18 protein-coding genes and 1 pseudogene are annotated in these 20761 nt (G+C 35.3%); 7 read left to right on the top strand and 12 right to left on the bottom strand.

Annotation, left to right across the window (positions count from 1 at the left end; genetic code table 11):
* Positions 1-23: 23 nt before the first annotated feature.
* The gene (locus AC5YGG_RS10380; protein WP_496144651.1) at positions 24-1751 is read right to left on the bottom strand and encodes an ABC transporter ATP-binding protein; all 1728 of its coding nucleotides are present in this window, start codon (positions 1749-1751) and stop codon (positions 24-26) included.
* A 504-nt stretch (positions 1752-2255) separates the two neighbouring features.
* Positions 2256-2981, bottom strand: a pseudogene (gene lptB / locus AC5YGG_RS10375) (LPS export ABC transporter ATP-binding protein); the annotation flags it as partial.
* A gap of 245 nt (positions 2982-3226) precedes the next feature.
* Here lptB and AC5YGG_RS10370 point away from each other — a divergent pair.
* The gene (locus AC5YGG_RS10370) at positions 3227-3409 is read left to right on the top strand and encodes a bacteriocin (RefSeq protein WP_496144427.1); all 183 of its coding nucleotides are present in this window, start codon (positions 3227-3229) and stop codon (positions 3407-3409) included.
* Positions 3410-3477: 68 nt separating this feature from the next.
* Here AC5YGG_RS10370 and hemB read toward each other — a convergent pair whose 3' ends face one another.
* A complete protein-coding gene (gene hemB, locus AC5YGG_RS10365; RefSeq protein ID WP_496144426.1) occupies positions 3478-4467 on the bottom strand; it encodes a porphobilinogen synthase in 990 nt (329 codons plus the stop codon).
* Positions 4468-4585: 118 nt separating this feature from the next.
* Between hemB and AC5YGG_RS10360 the strand changes: the two genes are divergently transcribed.
* The 3 genes from AC5YGG_RS10360 (at position 4586) to AC5YGG_RS10350 (ending at position 7265) form a co-directional block, all read left to right on the top strand.
* On the top strand, positions 4586-4936 hold the full coding sequence (locus AC5YGG_RS10360; RefSeq protein WP_496144425.1) for a T9SS type A sorting domain-containing protein: 351 nt from the start codon (positions 4586-4588) through the stop codon (positions 4934-4936).
* A gap of 103 nt (positions 4937-5039) precedes the next feature.
* The gene (locus AC5YGG_RS10355) at positions 5040-5951 is read left to right on the top strand and encodes an ABC transporter ATP-binding protein (protein ID WP_496144424.1); all 912 of its coding nucleotides are present in this window, start codon (positions 5040-5042) and stop codon (positions 5949-5951) included.
* Between the two features lie 3 nt (positions 5952-5954).
* The gene (locus AC5YGG_RS10350; RefSeq protein ID WP_496144423.1) at positions 5955-7265 is read left to right on the top strand and encodes an ABC transporter permease; all 1311 of its coding nucleotides are present in this window, start codon (positions 5955-5957) and stop codon (positions 7263-7265) included.
* Positions 7266-7843: 578 nt separating this feature from the next.
* Here the strand turns inward: AC5YGG_RS10350 and AC5YGG_RS10345 are convergent.
* The 8 genes from AC5YGG_RS10345 to AC5YGG_RS10310 all read right to left on the bottom strand — a co-directional run bounded on the left by AC5YGG_RS10345 (position 7844) and on the right by AC5YGG_RS10310 (position 15583).
* Positions 7844-8515, bottom strand: coding sequence for a porin family protein (locus tag AC5YGG_RS10345; RefSeq protein ID WP_496144422.1), 672 nt, complete (start codon positions 8513-8515; stop codon positions 7844-7846).
* 17 nt (positions 8516-8532) lie between these two features.
* On the bottom strand, positions 8533-9405 hold the full coding sequence (gene sucD, locus AC5YGG_RS10340; protein ID WP_047488432.1) for a succinate--CoA ligase subunit alpha: 873 nt from the start codon (positions 9403-9405) through the stop codon (positions 8533-8535).
* Positions 9406-9495: 90 nt separating this feature from the next.
* Entirely contained in the window at positions 9496-10398 is a 903-nt protein-coding gene (locus AC5YGG_RS10335; RefSeq protein WP_496144421.1) for a UDP-3-O-(3-hydroxymyristoyl)glucosamine N-acyltransferase, read from the bottom strand.
* Between the two features lie 66 nt (positions 10399-10464).
* Positions 10465-11031 (bottom strand): elongation factor P, encoded by a 567-nt coding sequence (gene efp / locus AC5YGG_RS10330; RefSeq protein ID WP_496144420.1) that lies wholly within the window; start codon positions 11029-11031, stop codon positions 10465-10467.
* 38 nt (positions 11032-11069) lie between these two features.
* On the bottom strand, positions 11070-11864 hold the full coding sequence (gene lpxA / locus AC5YGG_RS10325; RefSeq protein WP_068944369.1) for an acyl-ACP--UDP-N-acetylglucosamine O-acyltransferase: 795 nt from the start codon (positions 11862-11864) through the stop codon (positions 11070-11072).
* Positions 11865-13262, bottom strand: coding sequence for a bifunctional UDP-3-O-[3-hydroxymyristoyl] N-acetylglucosamine deacetylase/3-hydroxyacyl-ACP dehydratase (locus AC5YGG_RS10320; protein ID WP_065394880.1), 1398 nt, complete (start codon positions 13260-13262; stop codon positions 11865-11867). It abuts the gene before it with no gap.
* Positions 13255-14286, bottom strand: a complete 1032-nt coding sequence (lpxD, locus tag AC5YGG_RS10315) for a UDP-3-O-(3-hydroxymyristoyl)glucosamine N-acyltransferase (RefSeq protein WP_496144419.1) — start codon at positions 14284-14286, stop codon at positions 13255-13257. The genes AC5YGG_RS10320 and lpxD overlap by 8 nt, the downstream gene beginning before the upstream one ends.
* A gap of 85 nt (positions 14287-14371) precedes the next feature.
* Positions 14372-15583 carry an HD domain-containing protein gene (locus tag AC5YGG_RS10310; protein ID WP_496144650.1) on the bottom strand — a complete coding sequence of 404 codons (1212 nt, stop codon included), beginning with the start codon at positions 15581-15583 and terminating at the stop codon, positions 14372-14374.
* A gap of 305 nt (positions 15584-15888) precedes the next feature.
* Between AC5YGG_RS10310 and AC5YGG_RS10305 the strand changes: the two genes are divergently transcribed.
* The 3 genes from AC5YGG_RS10305 to AC5YGG_RS10295 all read left to right on the top strand — a co-directional run bounded on the left by AC5YGG_RS10305 (position 15889) and on the right by AC5YGG_RS10295 (position 20207).
* Positions 15889-17529 carry a S41 family peptidase gene (locus AC5YGG_RS10305; protein ID WP_496144418.1) on the top strand — a complete coding sequence of 547 codons (1641 nt, stop codon included), beginning with the start codon at positions 15889-15891 and terminating at the stop codon, positions 17527-17529.
* A 132-nt stretch (positions 17530-17661) separates the two neighbouring features.
* Positions 17662-19206: a T9SS response regulator signal transducer PorX gene (porX, locus tag AC5YGG_RS10300; RefSeq protein ID WP_496144417.1), complete on the top strand. Its 1545-nt coding sequence runs from the start codon at positions 17662-17664 to the stop codon at positions 19204-19206.
* A gap of 236 nt (positions 19207-19442) precedes the next feature.
* The gene (locus tag AC5YGG_RS10295) at positions 19443-20207 is read left to right on the top strand and encodes an exodeoxyribonuclease III (RefSeq protein WP_496144416.1); all 765 of its coding nucleotides are present in this window, start codon (positions 19443-19445) and stop codon (positions 20205-20207) included.
* 69 nt (positions 20208-20276) lie between these two features.
* Here the strand turns inward: AC5YGG_RS10295 and AC5YGG_RS10290 are convergent, their stop codons facing one another.
* Positions 20277-20648 (bottom strand): septal ring lytic transglycosylase RlpA family protein, encoded by a 372-nt coding sequence (locus AC5YGG_RS10290; protein WP_496144415.1) that lies wholly within the window; start codon positions 20646-20648, stop codon positions 20277-20279.
* Positions 20649-20761 lie beyond the last annotated feature (113 nt).

Genomic DNA, 20761 nt, shown 5'->3' with positions numbered 1-20761 from the left:
GAAGATTTATAGTAGTAAAATTATTAATTTTCTTTAAGCGTATTCACCAGTTTATCCAGATTTAAGCTACGCGCCGAAGCATCAAATATTTCCCGGTAAGTACCGTCTTTACTGTAAAGTTCATCATGAGTTCCGTTCTCCACTACCCTTCCTTTTTTCATAACATAAATAATATCTGAATCTAAAATCTGAGATAAGGAATGGGAAATAATAACAACAGTTCTTCCTTCTTTTATAGCATCCAGAGAATTTTTGATTTGCTCAGTAGCAATGGCATCCAGACTTGCTGTAGGCTCATCCAGAAATATAATCGGTGGATTCTTAAGGAAAAGTCTTGCAATGGCTATTCTCTGTTGCTGTCCGCCTGAAAGCTGAGTCGCATCATGTTTATATCCATCAGGAAGATCCATAATCTGATCATGTAAATATGCTTTTTTAGCGGCTTCCTGAACTTTCTCAAAATCAGCATTCATATCACCATATCGGATATTATCTTCAATACTTCCCTGAAAAATATGATTTTTTTGAAGAACAAGCCCAAGATCGCTTCTCAGAAAGGTATTATTATATTCATCAAGATTTACATGATCAAGCAAAATTTCACCGGAATCCGGAAGATAGAATTTACATAAAAGATTGATAACCGTAGATTTCCCAGCACCACTCAACCCAACAAGGGCAGTAGTTTTTCCATGCTCTATTTTCATAGAAACATTATGGAGTGCTTTTGTTCCGTTAGGATAAGTAAAATCTACATTTTTAAGCTCAAAAGTTCCTTTGATTTCTTTTTCTGTAAAGTCACCATTAGGCTCAGCTTCGTTATCAGCATTGAGAATTTCAAAATATCCTTCGGCATAGATCATCGCATCATTCATATCATCATAAATCCTGTGCAATTGACGAATAGGCGCGGAGACATTATTGAAAAGCATAATATGAAGCATAATTGCTCCAATCGTCATTTGCTGATCAAGTACCAGGTAAACCGTAAGAAGGATAATTAAAACCACCCCGAATTGTTCTAAAAAAGTCTTTAAGCCATCATAAATAAAGTTTGTCCTTCTTGTAAACATCTGGCTTTCCATCAGCTGCATCTGTAAATCATACTGTTTCTTTCCTTCGAATTTTTCCCTGACAAAACTTTTAATCACCATAATGGAATTGATAAGATTTAGCAGCCCTGAAGTCTTTTTTTCCCTCTGATTTCTGAGCTGACGGCGTACACCACTCAATTTTTTTGCCTGCAAAGAGCTTATATAAAAGTAAATCGGGACAATGATCGTAGAAACAGCTCCTACATACACATTTTGCATATACATAATTACCAAAGCAATAATAGCATTGGAAAAAAGAGGTAAAATATCTATGAAAAAGTTCTGAACTAATTTTGTTAAACTTTCAATTCCACGATCAATTCTGATCTGTAATTTTCCAGATTCATGGTTTTCATCATTGAAATAAGCTACGCGGTAAGTCAGGATTTTGTCTATAGCAGATTGAGCAAGAACTGAACTTACATTGATCCTTATTTTTTCACCATAAAACTTCTGTCCGAAATTGATAAAAATATTCAAAAGCTCCTTACCTAATAAAATAATAGATATAATAATCAGAATATGAACACCTTCTGTCATCGGATGTGGCAAATGGGTAAGTTTGGTCACCTCATCCACTGTGTATTTCAATACAATTGGGTTTACCTGTGCCGCCAAAGCACCTAGAAAAGTAAGAAACAACGTCCCATAAATCATTAATCTGTAAGGTCTGATGAATGGAACAAGCTGTTTATAAATCCCGAATAAAGTAACTGTTCTGTTGAATGGTTTTGCCATAGGAATTATTTAAACTGAAAAACGTACCGTTTCGAAGAGAAAAGGTACGTTTTTATTATGGTTTTAAGCAAATATTTATCCTGGAATTTATCCTTCGTACATATATGTTGTCAGATAATGCAATTCAGGTTTACCTGCTTCCTTAGATTCTGTCTGTGCCTGCTCCAGAGAATAATTGGTATTGATCTCTTTTTTCTGGAATACAAATGAATTATTAGCATTCTTATCTACTACATCATTAAAGATATGCTCGATTTCAGAATTGGCAAGGGAAGCAAAACTGATATCCTCAAAGCCATACATCAATCGCAGATCATCATATTGTTTGAAATTTTCATCTACAAACCCCTGTAATTGAGCTTTCGAATCAAAATTACCAGCCCAGATATTATATGCATATTTTTTCTTCTTCGGTTTATCAAGAATACTTTGATACACAAAGTTTTCCCCAAGATATGCTTCTCTTACCTGTGGATCATTCGCAAGATCTTCCGGAAGTCCTTCCTTAAGAATCTTACCTTCAAACATGATATAGGTTTTATTGGTAATCGCCAGCGTCTGCTGTACGTTGTGGTCAGTGATTAGAATTCCGATGTTTTTATCAACAAGGCTTCTTACAATTTTCTGGATATCTTCTACTGCAATCGGGTCAACTCCGGCAAACGGCTCATCCAAAAGAATAAAGTTTGGGCTTGTAGCAAGACAACGGGCAATTTCCGTTCTACGTCTTTCGCCTCCGGAAAGAAGATCTCCTCTGTTTTTACGAACATGCTGTAAAGAGAACTCTTCGATAAGCTCATCACATTTGATTTGCTGCTCACGTTTTGAAAGTTTTGTCAGCTGCAATACTCCCATAATATTCTCTTCAACGGATAATTTTCTGAAAACAGAAGCTTCCTGAGCAAGGTAACCGATTCCTTTTTGGGCTCTTCGGTACATTGCATCCGTTGTAATTTCCTGTTTATCAAGAAAAATTTTCCCTGAAGTAGGCTTAACCAACCCTACGATCATATAAAACGATGTGGTTTTCCCTGCTCCATTGGGACCAAGCAAACCAACAATTTCTCCCTGCTGAACCTGTACAGAAACGCCTTTTACAACTTTTTTAGGACCGTATTCTTTGATTAAGTTTTCTCCTCGTAAAATCATAGGGCAAATATATCAAAAATGCGAACAAGTTTGAATATCCCGAAGCATTGTTTATATCTGATTTAACGTTCATCATCTGAATTGTTAATTTTATTTACTTCTAATCTCTCAATTTTTCACATTTAATCAGCCATATCTTAATTTTAAATATACCAAAAAGACTTTTTTTGTAAAAAAAACAAATACTTCATCACCGTGTGATATTTTTTTATTATCTTAGGCTCACAAACTAAAAAATAATTATCATGAAAAAATTAAGTAAAAAAGATTTAAAGAACATTAGTGGTGGAACTCTTCGTTTTCCTGATTCAGAAGGCAGATGTCCGGCTGGCTGGTATTTATGCCCAACTAATATCTGTGTGGATGATAAAGGTGGAGAAAAGCCAGTTCATGAAGGGCATCCTCATTACACAGCGTGTTTTGGATAATAAGATATCATTATACAAAAAAAGAGATTGCTTTATGAGCAATCTCTTTTCTATTAATGTAAAATTGATTATTTGTTAAGGATCATTGCTGCTTCCTTAGCAAAATAAGTAAAGATCATATCCGCTCCTGCTCTTTTGAAACAAGTAAGACTTTCGATAATTGTTTTATCATTATCCAGCCAACCGTTCTGGACAGCAGCTTTTACCATTGCATATTCACCACTTACGTTGTAAACGGCAATCGGAAGATCTATCGCTTCACGTACTTTGGAAACAATGTCAAGGTAAGGAAGTCCCGGTTTGATCATAATCACATCAGCACCTTCTTCAATATCTTTAAATACTTCATTCATTGCTTCACGTGAGTTATGATAATCCATCTGATATGTTTTTTTATCTTTCGGAATATCCATATCATCTTTCGGAGCACTGTCTAAAGCACTTCTGAAAGGACCATAGAAAGAGCTTGCATATTTTGCAGCATAGCTTACTATCCCCACATCGGTAAATCCGCTTTCTTCCAATGCTTCACGAATCACCTGTACTCTTCCGTCCATCATGTCACTTGGTGCTACCAGATCAGCACCTGCTTCTGCATGAGATACTGACATTCTTGCCAAAGCATCATTCGTAGCATCATTTAAGATTTTTCCGTTTTCGATAATTCCGTCATGTCCATAGATGGAATAAGGATCTAAAGCTACGTCAGGCATTACCACCATTCCCGGCACTGCATCCTTGATCGCTTTGATCGTATTCTGCATTAATCCGTTTTGGTTCCAGGCTTCTTTCCCTGTATTGTCTTTCAGATGTTCTGACACCTTCATGTACAAATTGACAGCTTTTACGCCCAAAGAAAATAATTCCTTACATTCTTTCACTGTTAAATCTATGCTTCGCCTGAAAATTCCCGGCATCGACGGGATCGGTTCCTGCATATTTTCGCCCTCCATTACGAAGATCGGCATTACAAAATCATCAGTTGTAAGCACATTTTCTCTTACCAAACTTCTGATAGATTCATTAACTCTAAGTCTTCTATTTCTCGAATGTATCATTTTGGAATACTTTTTGAATAAGTTTCTACAAATTTACTACAAGTTCTATAAAAAACTATTGTACGAGATTATAGAATTTGTTATATTTGTTATATATATTCGAGAAATTATAAATTTGATGAAAAAACTTTTACTTTTAATTTTATTTGTAGGCACTTTTGTTGGATTTTCCAACAATTTACAAGCTCAGCTTAGAGAGCCGAGTTCCACCACACAGAAAGCTGATGATGGAGTGTTGCTTGCTTATCCAAATCCTGCAAAGGATTTCCTTATTATTAAGGCAAAGGATTCTTCTTTAAGAATCAAAAGTGTGACTTTTTATTCTATTTTGGGTATGCAAGTCGCTAATTATACAGTCAATATGAATTCGGGCGAGATTAATATTGAAAAATTAAAACCCGGAAAATACATGATTCGCTATATTTTAAGTGACAATACGCAGAAAGTTACTCAAATCGTGAAACAATAAAATAAAATCCTGATAATCATCAGGATTTTTTCTTTTGCAATAATTTATTTTAATATTTCCGTAACTTTAGGAACTTTTTTATACTAATTGTAAAAACAATTTAATGCTTAAAGCTGAACATATTAAAAAGACCTATAACGCCGGAAAAAAGGTCGCACTGGATGATTTTAGCATCCATGTTCCAAAAGGCAGTATTTATGGGCTTTTAGGACCCAACGGAGCCGGAAAAACTTCTTTTATTCGTATCATCAATCAAATTACTCAGGCAGATTCCGGAGATATTTTTATCAATGGTGAAAAGCTGAACCCAAACCATATCAAAGACATCGGTTATATGCCTGAAGAAAGAGGGCTTTATAAGAACATGAGCGTGGGTGATCAGATTCTTTATTTCGGGGAGTTGAAAGGGATGAGTAAAAATGATGCTCTGAACGAAGCGAAAAAATGGTTTGAAAAACTGAATATTGACCAATGGTGGAAGAAGAAGCTGTCTGAACTTTCTAAAGGTATGGCTCAAAAGATTCAGTTTGTAGTAACTGTTCTTCACAGACCTCATCTTTTAATTCTTGATGAACCTTTTTCTGGTTTCGATCCTGTAAATGCCAACTTAATTAAAGATCAAATCATCGATCTTAAGAATAACGGTACAACCATCATTCTTTCGACCCACAGAATGGAAAGTGTGGAGGAAATGTGTGACTACGTTGCATTGATCAATAATTCCAAGAAAATCATTGACGGAAGAGTTTTTGATGTAAGGGAAAAATTCAAGAAAAATATTTTTGGAATTACTCTTTCTGAAGTAAACAGCGAGCAGCTTGAAAGCTTTAAGAATAAGTATGAAATTTTCAATTTTACGAATGAAAACAGTCTTGTTTCTTTTGATTTGAAAAATGAAGCAGATCAGAATAATATCCTTGTTGATCTTGTGAATGTAGGTAAGGTGAGATCATTTGATGAAAGAATTCCAAGTATGAACGAAGTCTTTATTAATGCCGTAAGTAACCATTCTTAATTTATGAATAATATTTTTTTAATTACAAAGAGGGAGTTTCTTACACAGGTTAAGAAAAAATCCTTTATCATATTGACTTTACTGGCTCCTGTTATGATTATTGCTTTTGGGGCAGTAATCGGGCTGATGTTCAAAGCTAATGAGTCTCACAGCATCATTGAGGTGGTTGACAAAAGCGGGTTATTTATTAATCAGCTTAAATCCAATGACAAGCTTGAATACGTTTTTGTTTCCGCTGCCGACGAAAAGTCCAAGATTAATAATTTAAAAGGGAATGAGTCATTAGATGGTGTTCTTATTCTTCCTGAGCTGAAAGGTCAGAATTATGATGAACTTGAAACGGGAACAAGGTTAGTGATCAACAGTAAAATGGGGTTTGATACGAAACAGAAAATCGTTTCCGATATTAGTAATGTCGTTAAAAAGGAAAAGATCAAGCAACTTGGTATTCAGGAAACGCAACTTAATGATCTGGATAAAAGTTTCAGCTTAAAAACAATCAATGTTGCAGACAACAATAAAGAGGATTCTGATCTTACTTTTGGGGTGAAATCCGGACTTAGTATGGTTCTGATGTATGTTACCTTCATGTTTATCATTATCTATGGAGTAAGGGTTATGCGTAGTGTTCTTGAAGAAAAGAACAATCGCGTGGTGGAAATTATTATTTCTTCTGTTAAACCTTTTGAGCTAATGATGGGTAAAATTCTTGGGGTAACTTTGGTTGCGTTGACGCAGTTTTTAATCTGGATCACTATGTCTGTGATTGGTGCTTTAGTATTAAATACAGGTTTTTCACCTCTTCAGCAAACTGTACCTGGCGGAAGTGAGCAGATCACAAGCAAACTGGATATGACACAGCTTGCTACTCAAATCTCTCACAGCTTATTGGAAATGAATTTCCCGCTGATCATTTTTGTATTCATCGTATTTTTCCTTTTAGGATATATTTTCTATAGTTCTATTTATGCAGCCATAGGTTCTGCGGTAGATAATGAAACAGAAACGCAACAGTTCACTTTATTTGCTATTTTGCCTTTAACTCTGGGAATGTACGGAAGTTTCTCTCTAATGAATAACCCTGATGGTCCGCTGGGATTCTGGTTATCAATCATTCCGTTTACGTCTCCGGTAGCTATGATTGCAAGAATACCTTTCGGGGTTCCTGCATGGCAGATTGCATTATCTATTGTTTTATTATTGGGAACTACTGTTTTTATGATTTTCCTTGCCGGAAAAATTTATCGTGTAGGTATTTTAATGTATGGTAATAAAGCGACTTTAAAAGAGCTTTGGAAGTGGATTAAAGGATAGACTATCGTTAACAAGTAATGATAAAAAGCTGAGAAAGCTAATAAATAAGAAGGATAAATTTGCATGTGTGTGAATTTATCCTTTTTTATTTTACTAAAGTAATGCTGGGAGTTTTTTTGAAATCAGTCTCAACAACTGGGGAACACTTTCTTAGTATTTATTTGACGCAAAGTTTGTATAACCTTATCTCATATTTTCAAGAAAGCAAAGGATGGAATCAATTTCATTGATTCTTTCTAAGCGAATGCCTATCCGCAAAGTTTTTTAGCGACAAAATAGCTCTTCTTAGGTTCCTCAAATAAACATTTGAATCATCTTTCTTTGCGATTAAAAAGAATGTCTTTCTTCAATGAAAGTATACATATGTCTTTTGCTTGGCACCAAACTTTTGCACCAGATCTCATCATTTTCATTAGATTAATCAATTTTTTTGTATAGTCCCCAACTTTTGTGCTTGATCCGTTTTTTGTAATAGATAAATTAAATTACCATTTTACTTTTCTATTTTACCCGCAACAGAATAAAAAACAAAAAACCGGAAATTGCTTTCCGGTTTTTTATATTCTGATGAATAACTTCTATTTGAATATATAGCTTAAAGTAAGTGCAACAACTTGTTCAGATTTTTTCTTGCTATCTCCTCCTTTTTCTTTTGCAAGACCAGGGAAAGTGTCAGACAGGCCTAAATCATATTTAAGAGCTACTTCCAGCTGTCTCTTATAGCTATATCCTATTCCCAGTCCAAGTCCCCAATTAAAGCTTTTCGCTTTACCATTTACTCCTGGTGCCTGTGTAGGATCTGTAACATCCGGGTCATAGTAAGGTCTGTTTGCAGGTGGATTTTTAACATCCTGGCTTACCAAAAAGTTAAATCTTGGACCTACCAATCCAAAGAATTCAGATGCTGATTCAGAGAAGTATCCTTTAAAGTATAAAGGAACACTTAAGTAGTTATTAGCATATACTGCATCGTAACCATCTTTTCCTTTTGCATCTTTATCCTTTCCTGTTTCTCCTGCACCGTAATACAGTACTTCAGGCTGAATATAGAACTGGTTTGCTTTTCCTACCGGAATCAGAGCCAAAGCACCTCCTTGGAAGGTATATCTTGGACCTGAAGGGTTATGGGCATTTGCAACTCGGGAATAGTTTAAACCTCCTGTAAGACCGAATCTTGTATTTTTCCACTGCACTTGTGCAAAGGACAAAGCCGAAAGAGTCAAAGCTGAGGCTAATAAAAGTTTTTTCATATGTTTTGGTTTTTGTATTATCCTAGAATTTTAGCTACAGTAGCACCAATATCTGCAGGAGAGTCAACAACGTTGATACCGTTTTCTCTCATGATTTCCATTTTTGCCTGAGCTGTATCTTCTGCACCACCTACGATAGCACCAGCGTGCCCCATAGTTCTTCCTTTTGGAGCTGTTTGTCCAGCAATAAATCCTACAACTGGTTTAGTAGATCCACTAGCTTTGTACCATCTAGCAGCTTCAGCTTCTAATCCTCCACCGATTTCACCGATCATTACAACAGCTTCAGTTTCAGGATCATTGATGAATAATTCTAACGCTTCTCTTGTAGTTGTTCCGATGATTGGGTCACCACCGATACCGATAGCTGTAGAAATACCGTAACCTGCTCTTACTACCTGATCAGCAGCTTCGTAAGTAAGGGTACCTGATTTTGAAACGATACCTACTTTACCTTTTTTGAAAACGAAACCTGGCATAATACCAATTTTAGCTTCTTCAGAAGTAATGATTCCAGGGCAGTTTGGTCCGATTAATCTGCAGTCTCTGTCAGCGATGTAAGATTTTACTTTTACCATATCAGCTACAGGAATACCTTCAGTAATACATACAATTACTTTGATCCCTGCTTCAGCAGCTTCCATGATAGCGTCTGCTGCGAATGCCGGTGGTACGAAGATAATACTTACGTTTGCTCCTGCTTTTTCAACAGCGTCAGCTACTGTATTGAATACTGGCTTTCCTAAGTGCTCGCTACCTCCTTTTCCTGGAGTAACACCACCTACTACGTTTGTTCCGTATTCAATCATCTGGCTAGCATGGAAAGTACCTTCGTTCCCTGTAAATCCTTGTACAATTACTTTAGAATCTTTGTTTACTAAAATTGACATTTTATTGTTGTTTTAATTTATTTATTATTTTATTAATGCTCACAAATTTACTCAAATTTCTTTGATTTTGGATAAAACCTTTGGAATAGTTTATTTGAGATTTCTCAGTTTTACTTCTTTTTTCAGGTAAGTTTTAAAATCTTCTGCAAACATTCCGATATAGGTACCTTTTTCCAGGTCTCTGTTTACTCCGGTTTTTCCTAAAAGAACAGATCCGCTTTCAATTTTATTTCCGGAAGCGATCCCCACTTGTCCCCATAAGGTCACTTCATCTCCAATCACGCAGCATCCGGCAATTCCAACCTGAGAAGCGATAAGACATTTTTTCCCGATAACGGTGTCATGTCCGATCTGAATCTGATTATCCAAAACAGATCCTTCTCCAATAATGGTAGAGTCTGTAACGCCTCTGTCAATGGTACAGTTATTCCCTATTTCAACATTGTTTTCAATAACAACATTTCCTACAGAGATCAAACGGTCAAAATTACCGTTAAGCTTTCTGTAATAGAAGGCATCACCCCCCAACACGGTTCCTGACTGAATGATAACATTGTCTCCAATCTCCGTTCTGTCACCGATCACAACATTGGGGAAAATTAAGGTATTTTTTCCAATTTTCACATTGTTTCCGATCACCGCTGAAGAGTGTATTTTTGTACCTTCTCCAATTTCAACGTCATGAAGTTCTTCCGTGAAATTATATATTCTTGTAAAATGAGTATTGATTTTATTAAAATCCCTGAACGGATCGTCAGAAACCAGAAGTGCTTTCCCTTCCGGGCATTCTACTTCTTTATCAATTAAAATAATAGTAGCGGCAGAATTTAATGCTTTATCATAGTATTTCGGGTGATTCACAAATACGATCTCTCCCGGTTTTACCATATGAATTTCGTTGGAGCCCAAGACTTCAAAGTCTTCAGGACCTACGAATTTTGAGCCTATTAAATCTGCAATTGTTTTAAGCTTTTGTGGAGAATGAAACCTCATAACAATATTTTTCTTATAAAACAAAATTCGGACTGCTAATGCAACCCGAATTTATGTAAATTTTATTTATTCTTTTACTCTTTCTAAGTAGCTACCGTCTTCAGTGCTTACTTTAATTCTGTCTCCCGGTTCAATGAATAAAGGAACCATTACTCTTGCTCCTGTTTCAACGATAGCGTTTTTAAGAGCGTTTGTTGCAGTGTTTCCTTTTACTCCCGGATCAGCCTCGATAACATTTAAGTATACAGACTGAGGAAGTTCAGCAGAAAGTGGAGTTTCATCAGCTTCTTTCAAAATGATCGTTACTTCTTCACCTGCTTTCATAAACTGAGCATTCTCGATCATCTCTTTGTTGATATATAACTGAGAGAAATCCTCGTTATTCATGAAGTGGAATCCGTTCTCATCATCATAAAGATACTGGAACTTTCTAGTGATTACTTTTACTTCGTCAATTTTATGTCCTGCAGAGAAAGTATTATCAATTACTTTACCGTTAGTTACTGACTTTAATTTTGTTCTTACGAAAGCAGGTCCTTTCCCTGGTTTTACGTGAAGGAACTCGATTACTTTAAAAATATCATTGCTATATTCGATGCAAAGACCTTTTTTGATATCGTTACTTGTTGCCATTAATATATTATCTTTTTTTTACTTAATTTTTAGCACTCTTAGTTGCTGTCTTTTCCTGTTCCGTATCCTTTTACGATACCTCTTGGAGAGTTCTGGATAAATTGAAGAATTTCATCTCTTTCAGCTGTAGGAAGCATTTCTTTTTCAATATATGCCAACGCTTGAGAAACGTTCATTTTCATTTGGAATATTGCTCTGTAAATCTTTTGAATTTCAAAGATCTTTTCATTGGAAAAGCCTCTTCTTCTAAGTCCTACTGAGTTAATACCGGCATAAGAAATAGGATCTCTTGCTACTTTCACATAAGGTGGAACATCTTTTCTGATCAAAGATCCTCCAGAAATCATCGTATGTTTTCCGATTTTACCAAACTGCTGAACAGCAGATAACCCTCCCATTACGGTAAAGTCTCCAATTTCAACATGTCCTGCAATACCGCAACCATTGGCAATAATCACATTATCTCCTATGATACAGTCATGGGCAACGTGGGAAGTTGCCATAATAAGGCAGTTGCTTCCTACTTTGGTATACCCTAAAGCTTTTGTTCCTCTATTTATTGTTACACACTCTCTTAAAGTAGTATTATCTCCAATAATGGTTCGTGTATCTTCACCATCGAACTTTAAGTCCTGAGGAATTGCAGAAATTACAGTCCCGGGAAAAATCTTACAATCTTTACCGATTCTTGCTCCATCCATGATGGTAACATTGGGACCAATCCATGTTCCTTCTCCAATTTCCACGTCCCCTGCAATTGTAGTAAAAGGTTCTACAATTACGTTTTTGCTGATTTTCGCACGTTTATCTACGGCTGCTAATTGATGAATCATTTAATCAACTTTATTTTTTGCAACTTGAGCCATTAGCTCTGCTTCTACTGCCACTGTATCTCCTACATATCCGTACCCCTGCATGTGAACGATACCTCTTCTGATAGGCTCTATCAATTCAATTTTGAAAATAATAGTATCTCCCGGAACTACTTTTCTCTTGAATTTTACTTTATCAATTTTGATAAAATAAGTAGAATAGTTTTCAGGATCAGGCACACTTGCCAATACTAAAATACCTCCTGTCTGAGCTAATGCTTCTACCTGAAGTACACCAGGCATTACAGGCTCTTTAGGGAAATGTCCAACGAAGAAAGGCTCGTTCATGGTTACATTTTTCAACCCTACAACATGAGAATCTGATAATTCAAGAACTTTATCAATTAATAAGAATGGTGGTCTGTGAGGCATAAGCTTCATAATACCGTTGATATCAAATACTGGTTCTTTCGTTAAGTCAAAATCAGGAACATTTTTCTTCTTCTGTAATTTCCACTGGCGGTTCAGTTTTTTTGCAAACTGAGTATTTACGAAGTGTCCTGGTTTGTTAGCAATTACTTTACCTTTAATTTTTACACCTGCTAACGCTAAGTCACCGATTACATCAAGTAATTTGTGTCTTGCAGCTTCGTTAGGGTAATTAAGGTTAAGATTATCAAGAATACCGTTTGGTCTGATAGAAACATTGTCTTTACCAAAGGCTTTTTTAAGTTTTTCTGTAGTTTCAGGAGTAAGATCCTTGTCTACGTAAACAATCGCGTTGGAGATATCTCCTCCTTTGATCAATCCGTGATCTAAAAGCATTTCTAGCTCATGTAAGAAGCTGAATGTTCTTGCTGAAGAGATTTCATCTTTAAATTCGGAAATATTTTTAAGGGTAGCATTTTGAGTTCCTAATACTTTAGTTCCAAAATCTACCATGGTAGTCACTTCGTATGTATCTGAAGGAATGATCGTGATCTCTGAACCTGTAGCCGGATCACTGTAGGTAAGAACTTCTTTTACCACTAAATATTCTCTGGCTACATTTTGTTCTACGACTCCTACACTTTCAATGGCTTCCACAAAATATTTTGAAGATCCGTCCAAAATAGGAGGTTCGGATGCGTCCATTTCCAACACTGCGTTGTCTATGTCACAACCTACAAGTGCAGCCAAAAGGTGCTCACAGGTAGTGATTTTTACGCCAAGCTTTTCTAATGTTGTTCCTCTTTCTGTTGCTACTACATAATTAACATCAGCTTCAACCTGAGGATTTCCCTCTAGATCTGTTCTTACGAATACAAATCCCGTATTTTCTTTTCCGGGTTTGATGGTAAGTTTTACTTCTTTACCAGTATGAAGACCTTTTCCAGAAAGTGTTACCTCTTCCTGAAGCGTTTTTTGCATATCACTCATTAGTATTATCTTTTGAGTTATTCTCAAGATTATTTATTCTGTTTACTATTCCTGGCAAGTTCCTGAAATGAACATAGCTCCTTAAATAGTCATTATAGCTGATTGCCGGCGAGCCATATAATGTTTCTCTATCATTCACACTGGAGTTCACGCCACTTTGAGCCTGAATTTTCACCTGGTTTCCGATTTTGATATGTCCTACAACTCCTACCTGACCTCCAATTTGATTCCAATCTCCAATGGTAGTGGAACCTGCAATTCCGGCTTGTGCTGCAATCACATTATTTTGTCCGATTTTCACATTGTGAGCAATCTGAATCAGATTATCAATTTTCGTCCCTTTTCCAATGATTGTAGATCCTATTGTCGCTCTGTCTATACTACAGTTTGAACCGATTTCCACATCATCTTCAATAATTACATTCCCAAGCTGTGGAATTTTTTTGAATCCTTCAGCAGTTGGCTGAAACCCGAATCCGTCTCCTCCTACTACAGTATTGGAGTGAATAACACAGTTGTCCCCGATAATACAGTAATCGTAAATTCTGGCACCACTGTCTATTTTACAGTTTTTACCGATTTTTACTCCTTTTCCGATATATACATGTGGATAAATCTGCGAACCCTCACCGATCTTAGCTTTCTCCGAAACATATGTAAATGCTCCTATATAAACTTGATCACCTATCACAGCTGAATCATGGATGGACGAACCATCTTCAATACCTTCTTTTCGCCCTCTCATTTCCTGATATAAATTCATCAGGATCTGAAAAGATAAGTAGGCATCTTTTACAACAATTAAGGTAGGGGTATAACTATTTTCATTCAGAAGTTTTTCCGAAACGATGATAACAGAGCACTTTGAGGTATCTAAAAAATGAGAAAATCTATCTTGTGCTATAAAAGAAAGATGTCCTGACTCTCCGTTTTCAATTGGAGAAACCCCTGTAATAAGAGCATTCTCATCACCTATAATTTTTCCGTCAATAAAACTTGCAATTTGCGAAGCTGTAAATTCCATATTCTGCAAAGATAAGAAATTCTATAATTTGCAAACATTTTTTGAATTCAGATCGTAAATTTTAATATTATTTAAGAGTCTGTCTTTATATATCTCTCGGAAACATAAGGATATAGCGTGTCGTTTTATTCATCATCAATCCTGATAAAAGCTGGTCTTCAGACTCATGAAGCTTTATTCTTTTACCATTTTTCTGCAGCAAATAGATAGGCTGCTTTTCCGTATCATAAGGCAAAAGCTTTCTTTTTATTTCATGTACTAACTCTTTACCATTGTTTATTTCAAAAAAATCATTGATATTCTTTACTTTTTCATCAATAACTTTTTCATCGAAAGGATGTGATGAAATAATTGTTTTAGGTAAATTTCTCTGAATAACGCATTTACACCAATAAGACAATACAAAGTCATCTGAATTCTGCCATTCTTTCATTGCCTGAATAATATCATTATCATCCAGCTGGGTAAAACGCTCTACATCTTCATCCGTTGCAGCACTTTTCTCTCTATATAAAAAGTATTTAAGATTTTCCGTTGCTGGAAGCTCTATTCCCTGAGAAATTAAATATTTGGCTCTTTCAAGGATTTTAACCAAAAGAAACTCCGCCAAAGCAGATGTTTTATGGTAATATACCTGCCAATACATGAACATTCTTGCAGTTAAAAAGTTTTCTATGGAATAAATTCCTTTTGCATCAATCACCAGCTCACCTTCCTCACAAACATTCATCATAGAAATAATCCTTTGTGTATTGATATTACCTTCTGATACCCCTGTGAAAAAACTATCCCTTTTCAGATAATCCAGTCTGTCTACATCCAGCTGTGACGATATAAGCTGATTAAAAAACTTTCTGTGATATTTTCCCTGGAACATTTCAATTGCCATGGATAATTGACCGTCAAATTCTTCATTCAACTTATTCATCAGCAAAAGCGAAAGATTCTCGTGATGCCAGTCATCCATCAGCATGCTTTCCAATGCGTGAGAAAACGGTCCGTGCCCGATATCATGCATCAAAATTGCCAACATAGCTCCTTTTTCCTCTTCCTCAGAAATTTTAACCCCTTTCTGCTTCAAAGTTTCCAGTGCAGTAAACATCAGGTGCATTGCTCCTAAAGCATGATGAAACCTTGTATGCGTTGCTCCCGGAAAGATAAGATTCAAAAGTCCGGTCTGCCCGATTCTTCTTAATCTCTGAAAATAGGGATGTTCAACAATATCAAATAAAATTTCGTGAGGTATTTTGATAAATCCGTGAACAGGATCGTTGATAATTTTTAGCTTATTCTGCATTGAATCGTCAATATTAGTAAACAAAGTTAGGGATTTTAAATTTGAGGGATAATTAAATTAGTATTAATAAGGAGGGAAGCTTGAAGAGGAAGGCTGGAAGTTATGGTGAACAATGCACGATTAGAGTTTATTGATTTTGAGGATAGAGATAGATAATAATAAATAGACGGAGTTCTTATTTAATTACCCCAAAGTAACTTCCAGCTTCCATCCTCCGGCTTCCTTACCACTTAAAATTATTCATCAAAAAACCTTTGCAGTTCTTCCATTAATCACTTATCTTTGAGAAAAACCGATATCCTTTGATGAGAAAGTATTTTCTTTTCATTTTATTATTTTTAAGTTTACAATTTTCCGCACAGATCTTATCTGAAAATCAAAAACTGGAATCCCTTTGCAGAGTTTGGGGATTTTTAAAATATTACCATCCCAATGTTGCTGCAGGTAATTTAAACTGGGATCAGCAGCTTCTTCAAAAGATTGACGAGCTTGATCAAGTACATAATAAAACAGAGCTGAACAACCTCTACTCTCTCTGGATTGAAAGTTTAGGAAAAGTAGAACCATGTACAGATTGCTTAAAGGAAGACAATGCACCTTACTTTTTGAAAAATTTTGACCTGGGATGGATAGACAATTCTGATATATTCACAAAAAATACTTCAAAGAAACTACAATACATTCAGAACAACCGTAACATCGGACCCAATTATTATATTGGAAAAGGTGGAAGAAAAATTTATTTCAAAAATGAAAACTCTTACGGTTCAAAATTTACATCACGTTCAATAAGTTTATTAGAGCTATTCCGATATTGGAATTATGTAGAATATTTCTTTCCTTATAAATATGAAACAGATCAAAACTGGAATGCCGTTTTAACGGAAATGATTCCTAAATTTCTATCCGCCGGCAATGATACCGATTACCATCTTGCATTAGCTGAACTGGTCGCTAAGATTGATGATTCTCACGCTTATTTATTTTCAACCCCAATAAGTCTTCATCTGTATGGAAGCAAAAAACTTCCTGTAGAATATTCTTATGTGGAAGGAAAGCTGGTTATCACAAAGATCAATGCCAATCATTTCCATGAAAAAACACCATTAAAAGTTCATGACGTGATTTATGACATCAATGGACAAACTATTCCTCAGGTCGTTAATCGTTTAAGTAAATATATTCCCGCCTCCAATTCCTGGGGCAAAGTGAATAAGATTAAAAGCAAACTTCTTTTCAGTAAAGATGATTCTCTTACCCTCAAAATAGAAAGGAATGGACAAAATATAGAAGTTACTGCTAAAACGTACTTCCAAAAAGATATTATTATCAAAAAAGCACCTGCTCCCAAAAAATGGAAATTTATAGATCACGAAAACAAAACAGGCTATGTTAACATGGGAATCATTACCAAAGATGATTTGAATGAAATGTACAGAAACCTGAAATCTACGGAATCCATCATTTTTGATCTTAGAAACTATCCAAAGCTGACAATTATTCCATTAAGCGAGCTGCTCCTTCCCAACTCCAGTCTTTATTATCAGTTTAACTTTCCGGAAACCAACTATCCTGGAAAGTTTTATAGCAGAATAAACAGTATTGGCAGAAAAAATCCTGATTATTATAAAGGAAATGTAATAGTTTTGGTAGATGAAAATACCCAAAGCCAGGCAGAAACCACCGCAATGATGTTTAAACAGCATCCCAAGGCAAAAGTGATTGGAAGCAATACTTCCGGTGCGAATGGTGATGTTATTAAATTTAAAATTGCAGATCTGGATACGTGTTTTACGGGGCTTGGAGCTTATTATCCTGATGGCAGAGAAACACAGCGAATAGGAATCATTCCCGATATCATTGTAAAACCTACAGTGGAAGGAATTAAAAACGGTAAAGATGAAGTTCTGGAAAGAGCTTTACAATATATAAGGACCAATGAATAGATAGACCGGAAAGATGAAATATTTTAGAGTATTTTCATTTAACTAATATTTAACTTTTAATCTTTCGATTTTGTGAGATTTTAAAAGCATTTGGTCAACATTTTGATACAATAATCATGTAAAAAATAAATTATGTCAGAAAAGATATTATGGATCGATGATGAAATAGATTTACTTAAACCTCATATCGTATTTTTAGAAAAGAAAGGTTATCAGGTAACCCCTGTAAATAACGTGAATGAGGCTTTGGAACTTATGGATTCAGAGAAATTTGCATTAACGCTAATTGATGAAAATATGCCTGGAATTTCCGGGTTGGAAGCTATTCCTATGATTAAGGAGAAAGATAATTCCTTAAAAATCGTAATGGTTACCAAAAGCGAAGAAGAACATATTATGGAAGAGGCTATCGGTTCTCAAATAGCCGATTATATCCTAAAGCCGGTAAATCCAAACCAAATATTACTTTCATTAAAGAAAAACCTTCAGCAGGAAAACCTGGTGGAGCAGAAAACCATCTTACAATACCAACAGGAATTCAGAAACCTTTCTATGGAACTTTCTTATTTAAGAACATATCAGGAATGGGCTGAATATTATAAAAAGATTTTAAGCTGGGAAATAAAGTTTGATAAGGTAGCAGATAATGAATTTGCAGATCTTTTACAATCTCAGAAAGAAGAAGCAAATATTCAGTTTGCGAAATTTATTGAGAAAAATTATGAAAACTGGCTTACCGATTCAGATAAGCCTATGATGAGTCATACTCTTTTCAAGGAAAAAGTAAAACCTGAAGTTGAAAAAGAAAAAGTACTTTTATTAATGGTAGACAATCTTCGTTACGATCAGTGGAAAGTGATTGAGCCATTATTCACTAAGTATTATAATAAGGTTTCAGAAGATTATTATTACAGCATTCTTCCTACTGCTACTCAATATGCAAGAAACTCTTTCTTTGCAGGTTTGATGCCGTCAGAAATTGAAAAAAGATTTCCAGACAAATGGTTCAACGATAATGAAGAAGGAAATAAAAACGAATTTGAGCGTGATTTCCTGGAAGATCAGATGAAAAGAATCGGCCTTGGATCTAAATCTATGAAATACCTTAAAGTTCTGAACGCAGATTTTGAAAGGAAGATCTATGATGATTTCAATCAACATAAGAATAATGATCTTTTGGTCATCGTTTATAATTTTATTGATATTCTTTCACATGCTAAGACCGATAACCATATCGTAGATCAGCTTATCCGTGACGATAAAACCTTCCGTTCATTAACATTCAACTGGTTTGAAAACTCTTCCCTATTGAAGATTATTAAATCTGCAGCTGAAAATGGATACAAATTGGTTATTACTACCGATCACGGAACTGTTTACGTTAAAAAGCCAAGTAAAGTGGTTGGAGACAGAGAAACATCTACCAACATCCGATATAAAACAGGTAAAAGCTTAACGTATGACGACAGTGATGTTTGGGCAATTACCAATCCTGAAAAACTTTTCCTTCCAAAAGGAAATCTAAGTTCAAAGTATATATTTGCAAAAAATAGCACATTCCTAGCTTATCCTAAGAATTACAACCATTTTGTAAATTACTATAAAGAGACATATCAACACGGTGGAATATCATTAGAAGAGTGTATTATTCCTATCAGTATTTTAGAACCCAAGTAGTTTTTTTCATAGTTTATTTAATTTTGGGTTTAGGCGGGAAAAATCAGTTGATTTTTCCCGCTTATTTTTTATAGTCTTCCAGAGTTCTTATCTTCGTATAAAATAAGTAATGGTTATTATTCGCTTACGTACAAGGCTGCTCTTGAAAATGCAGACCATCAGATCGCGGATGATGAGATCACTGAATTTACCCCAACGAAATACAATAAAAAATTTAAAATCTTTATAAAAGACTAATGAGATTAATTACCTACAATGTCAACGGAATCAGAGCTGCTTTTACCAAAGATTTCCTTGGCTGGCTAAAGACTGCAGACCCGGATGTGATCTGCATTCAGGAAAGTAAAGCCGGAAACGATCAGATAGACATCGAAAGCCTGGAAAAATTAGGATATCACAGTTACTGGCATTCGGCAGTGAGAAAAGGCTATAGCGGTGTCGGAATTGCCTCAAAAATCAAACCCAATCATGTTGAATATGGATGTGGAATTGAAAGCTATGATAATGAAGGAAGGATTATCCGTGCGGACTTCGATGGATTTTCTGCAATTTCAGTATATGTTCCCTCTGCATCAAATATAGAGCGACTGGAATTTAAAATGCAGTTCTGTCATGACTTTCTGGCTTATATTAAAAACTTAAAGAAGGAAATTCCAAACCTTATTATATCCGGAGACTTTAATATTTGTCATGAAGCCATTGATATTCACAATCCTGTTGGCTTAAAGAACGTTTCAGGATTTCTTCCTATGGAAAGAGAATGGATGACTGATTTCATTAATGAATGTGAATTGATTGATAGTTTCAGGTTCTTCAATAATGAGCCCGAAAATTATACATGGTGGAGCTACAGACAAAATTCAAGGGAAAGAAACAAAGGCTGGAGACTGGATTATAACTTTACATCTTATAGCTTAAAAGAAAAGCTTACCAGAGCTGTTATTTTAAAGGAGGCTGTGCATTCTGATCATTGCCCTGCTTTATTGGAATTAGATGTATAATAGTATCGAATATTATCAACACAAAAGCCAGCTGAAATCAGCTGGCTTTTTTTAATTTAAATCATAAGATTAATCGACAATTTCATATTCGACCGGAATAGTACCATGACTGATATCTCCGATCTCATCGAACGCAGCTTTAGACATGTCTAAAGATCTTGATGAATGGAAAGGTCCTCTGTCATTTATTCTCACTATTACCTCTTTCCCATTCTTAAGGTTAGTAACCTTAACGTTTGTTCCAAATGGAAGCGTTCTGTTTGCTGCAGTAAACTTTGAGTTATCAAAGATTTCTCCGCTAGCAGTTTTTCTACCGTTAAATTTATCGTGGTAGTACGATGCATAACTTGTTTTTTTCGCATCTAAGGTATTATTCGTAAATGAATAAATTCCTAAGGTTGAAATCATCATTATGATTACGAGAATGAATCTTTTCATCATTTTGAACTTTTATTGGTTTTGACGGAGCAAAAGTATCAGGAATCTTTTTATATCCCTATTTCAATTGTTAAAAACTGTTAACAAAATAAAAACAAAATGTTAATTAGCTTTGT

Source organism: Chryseobacterium sp. CS2K3 (assembly GCF_059515185.1).
This window is presented reverse-complemented; position numbering and strand designations above follow the sequence as displayed.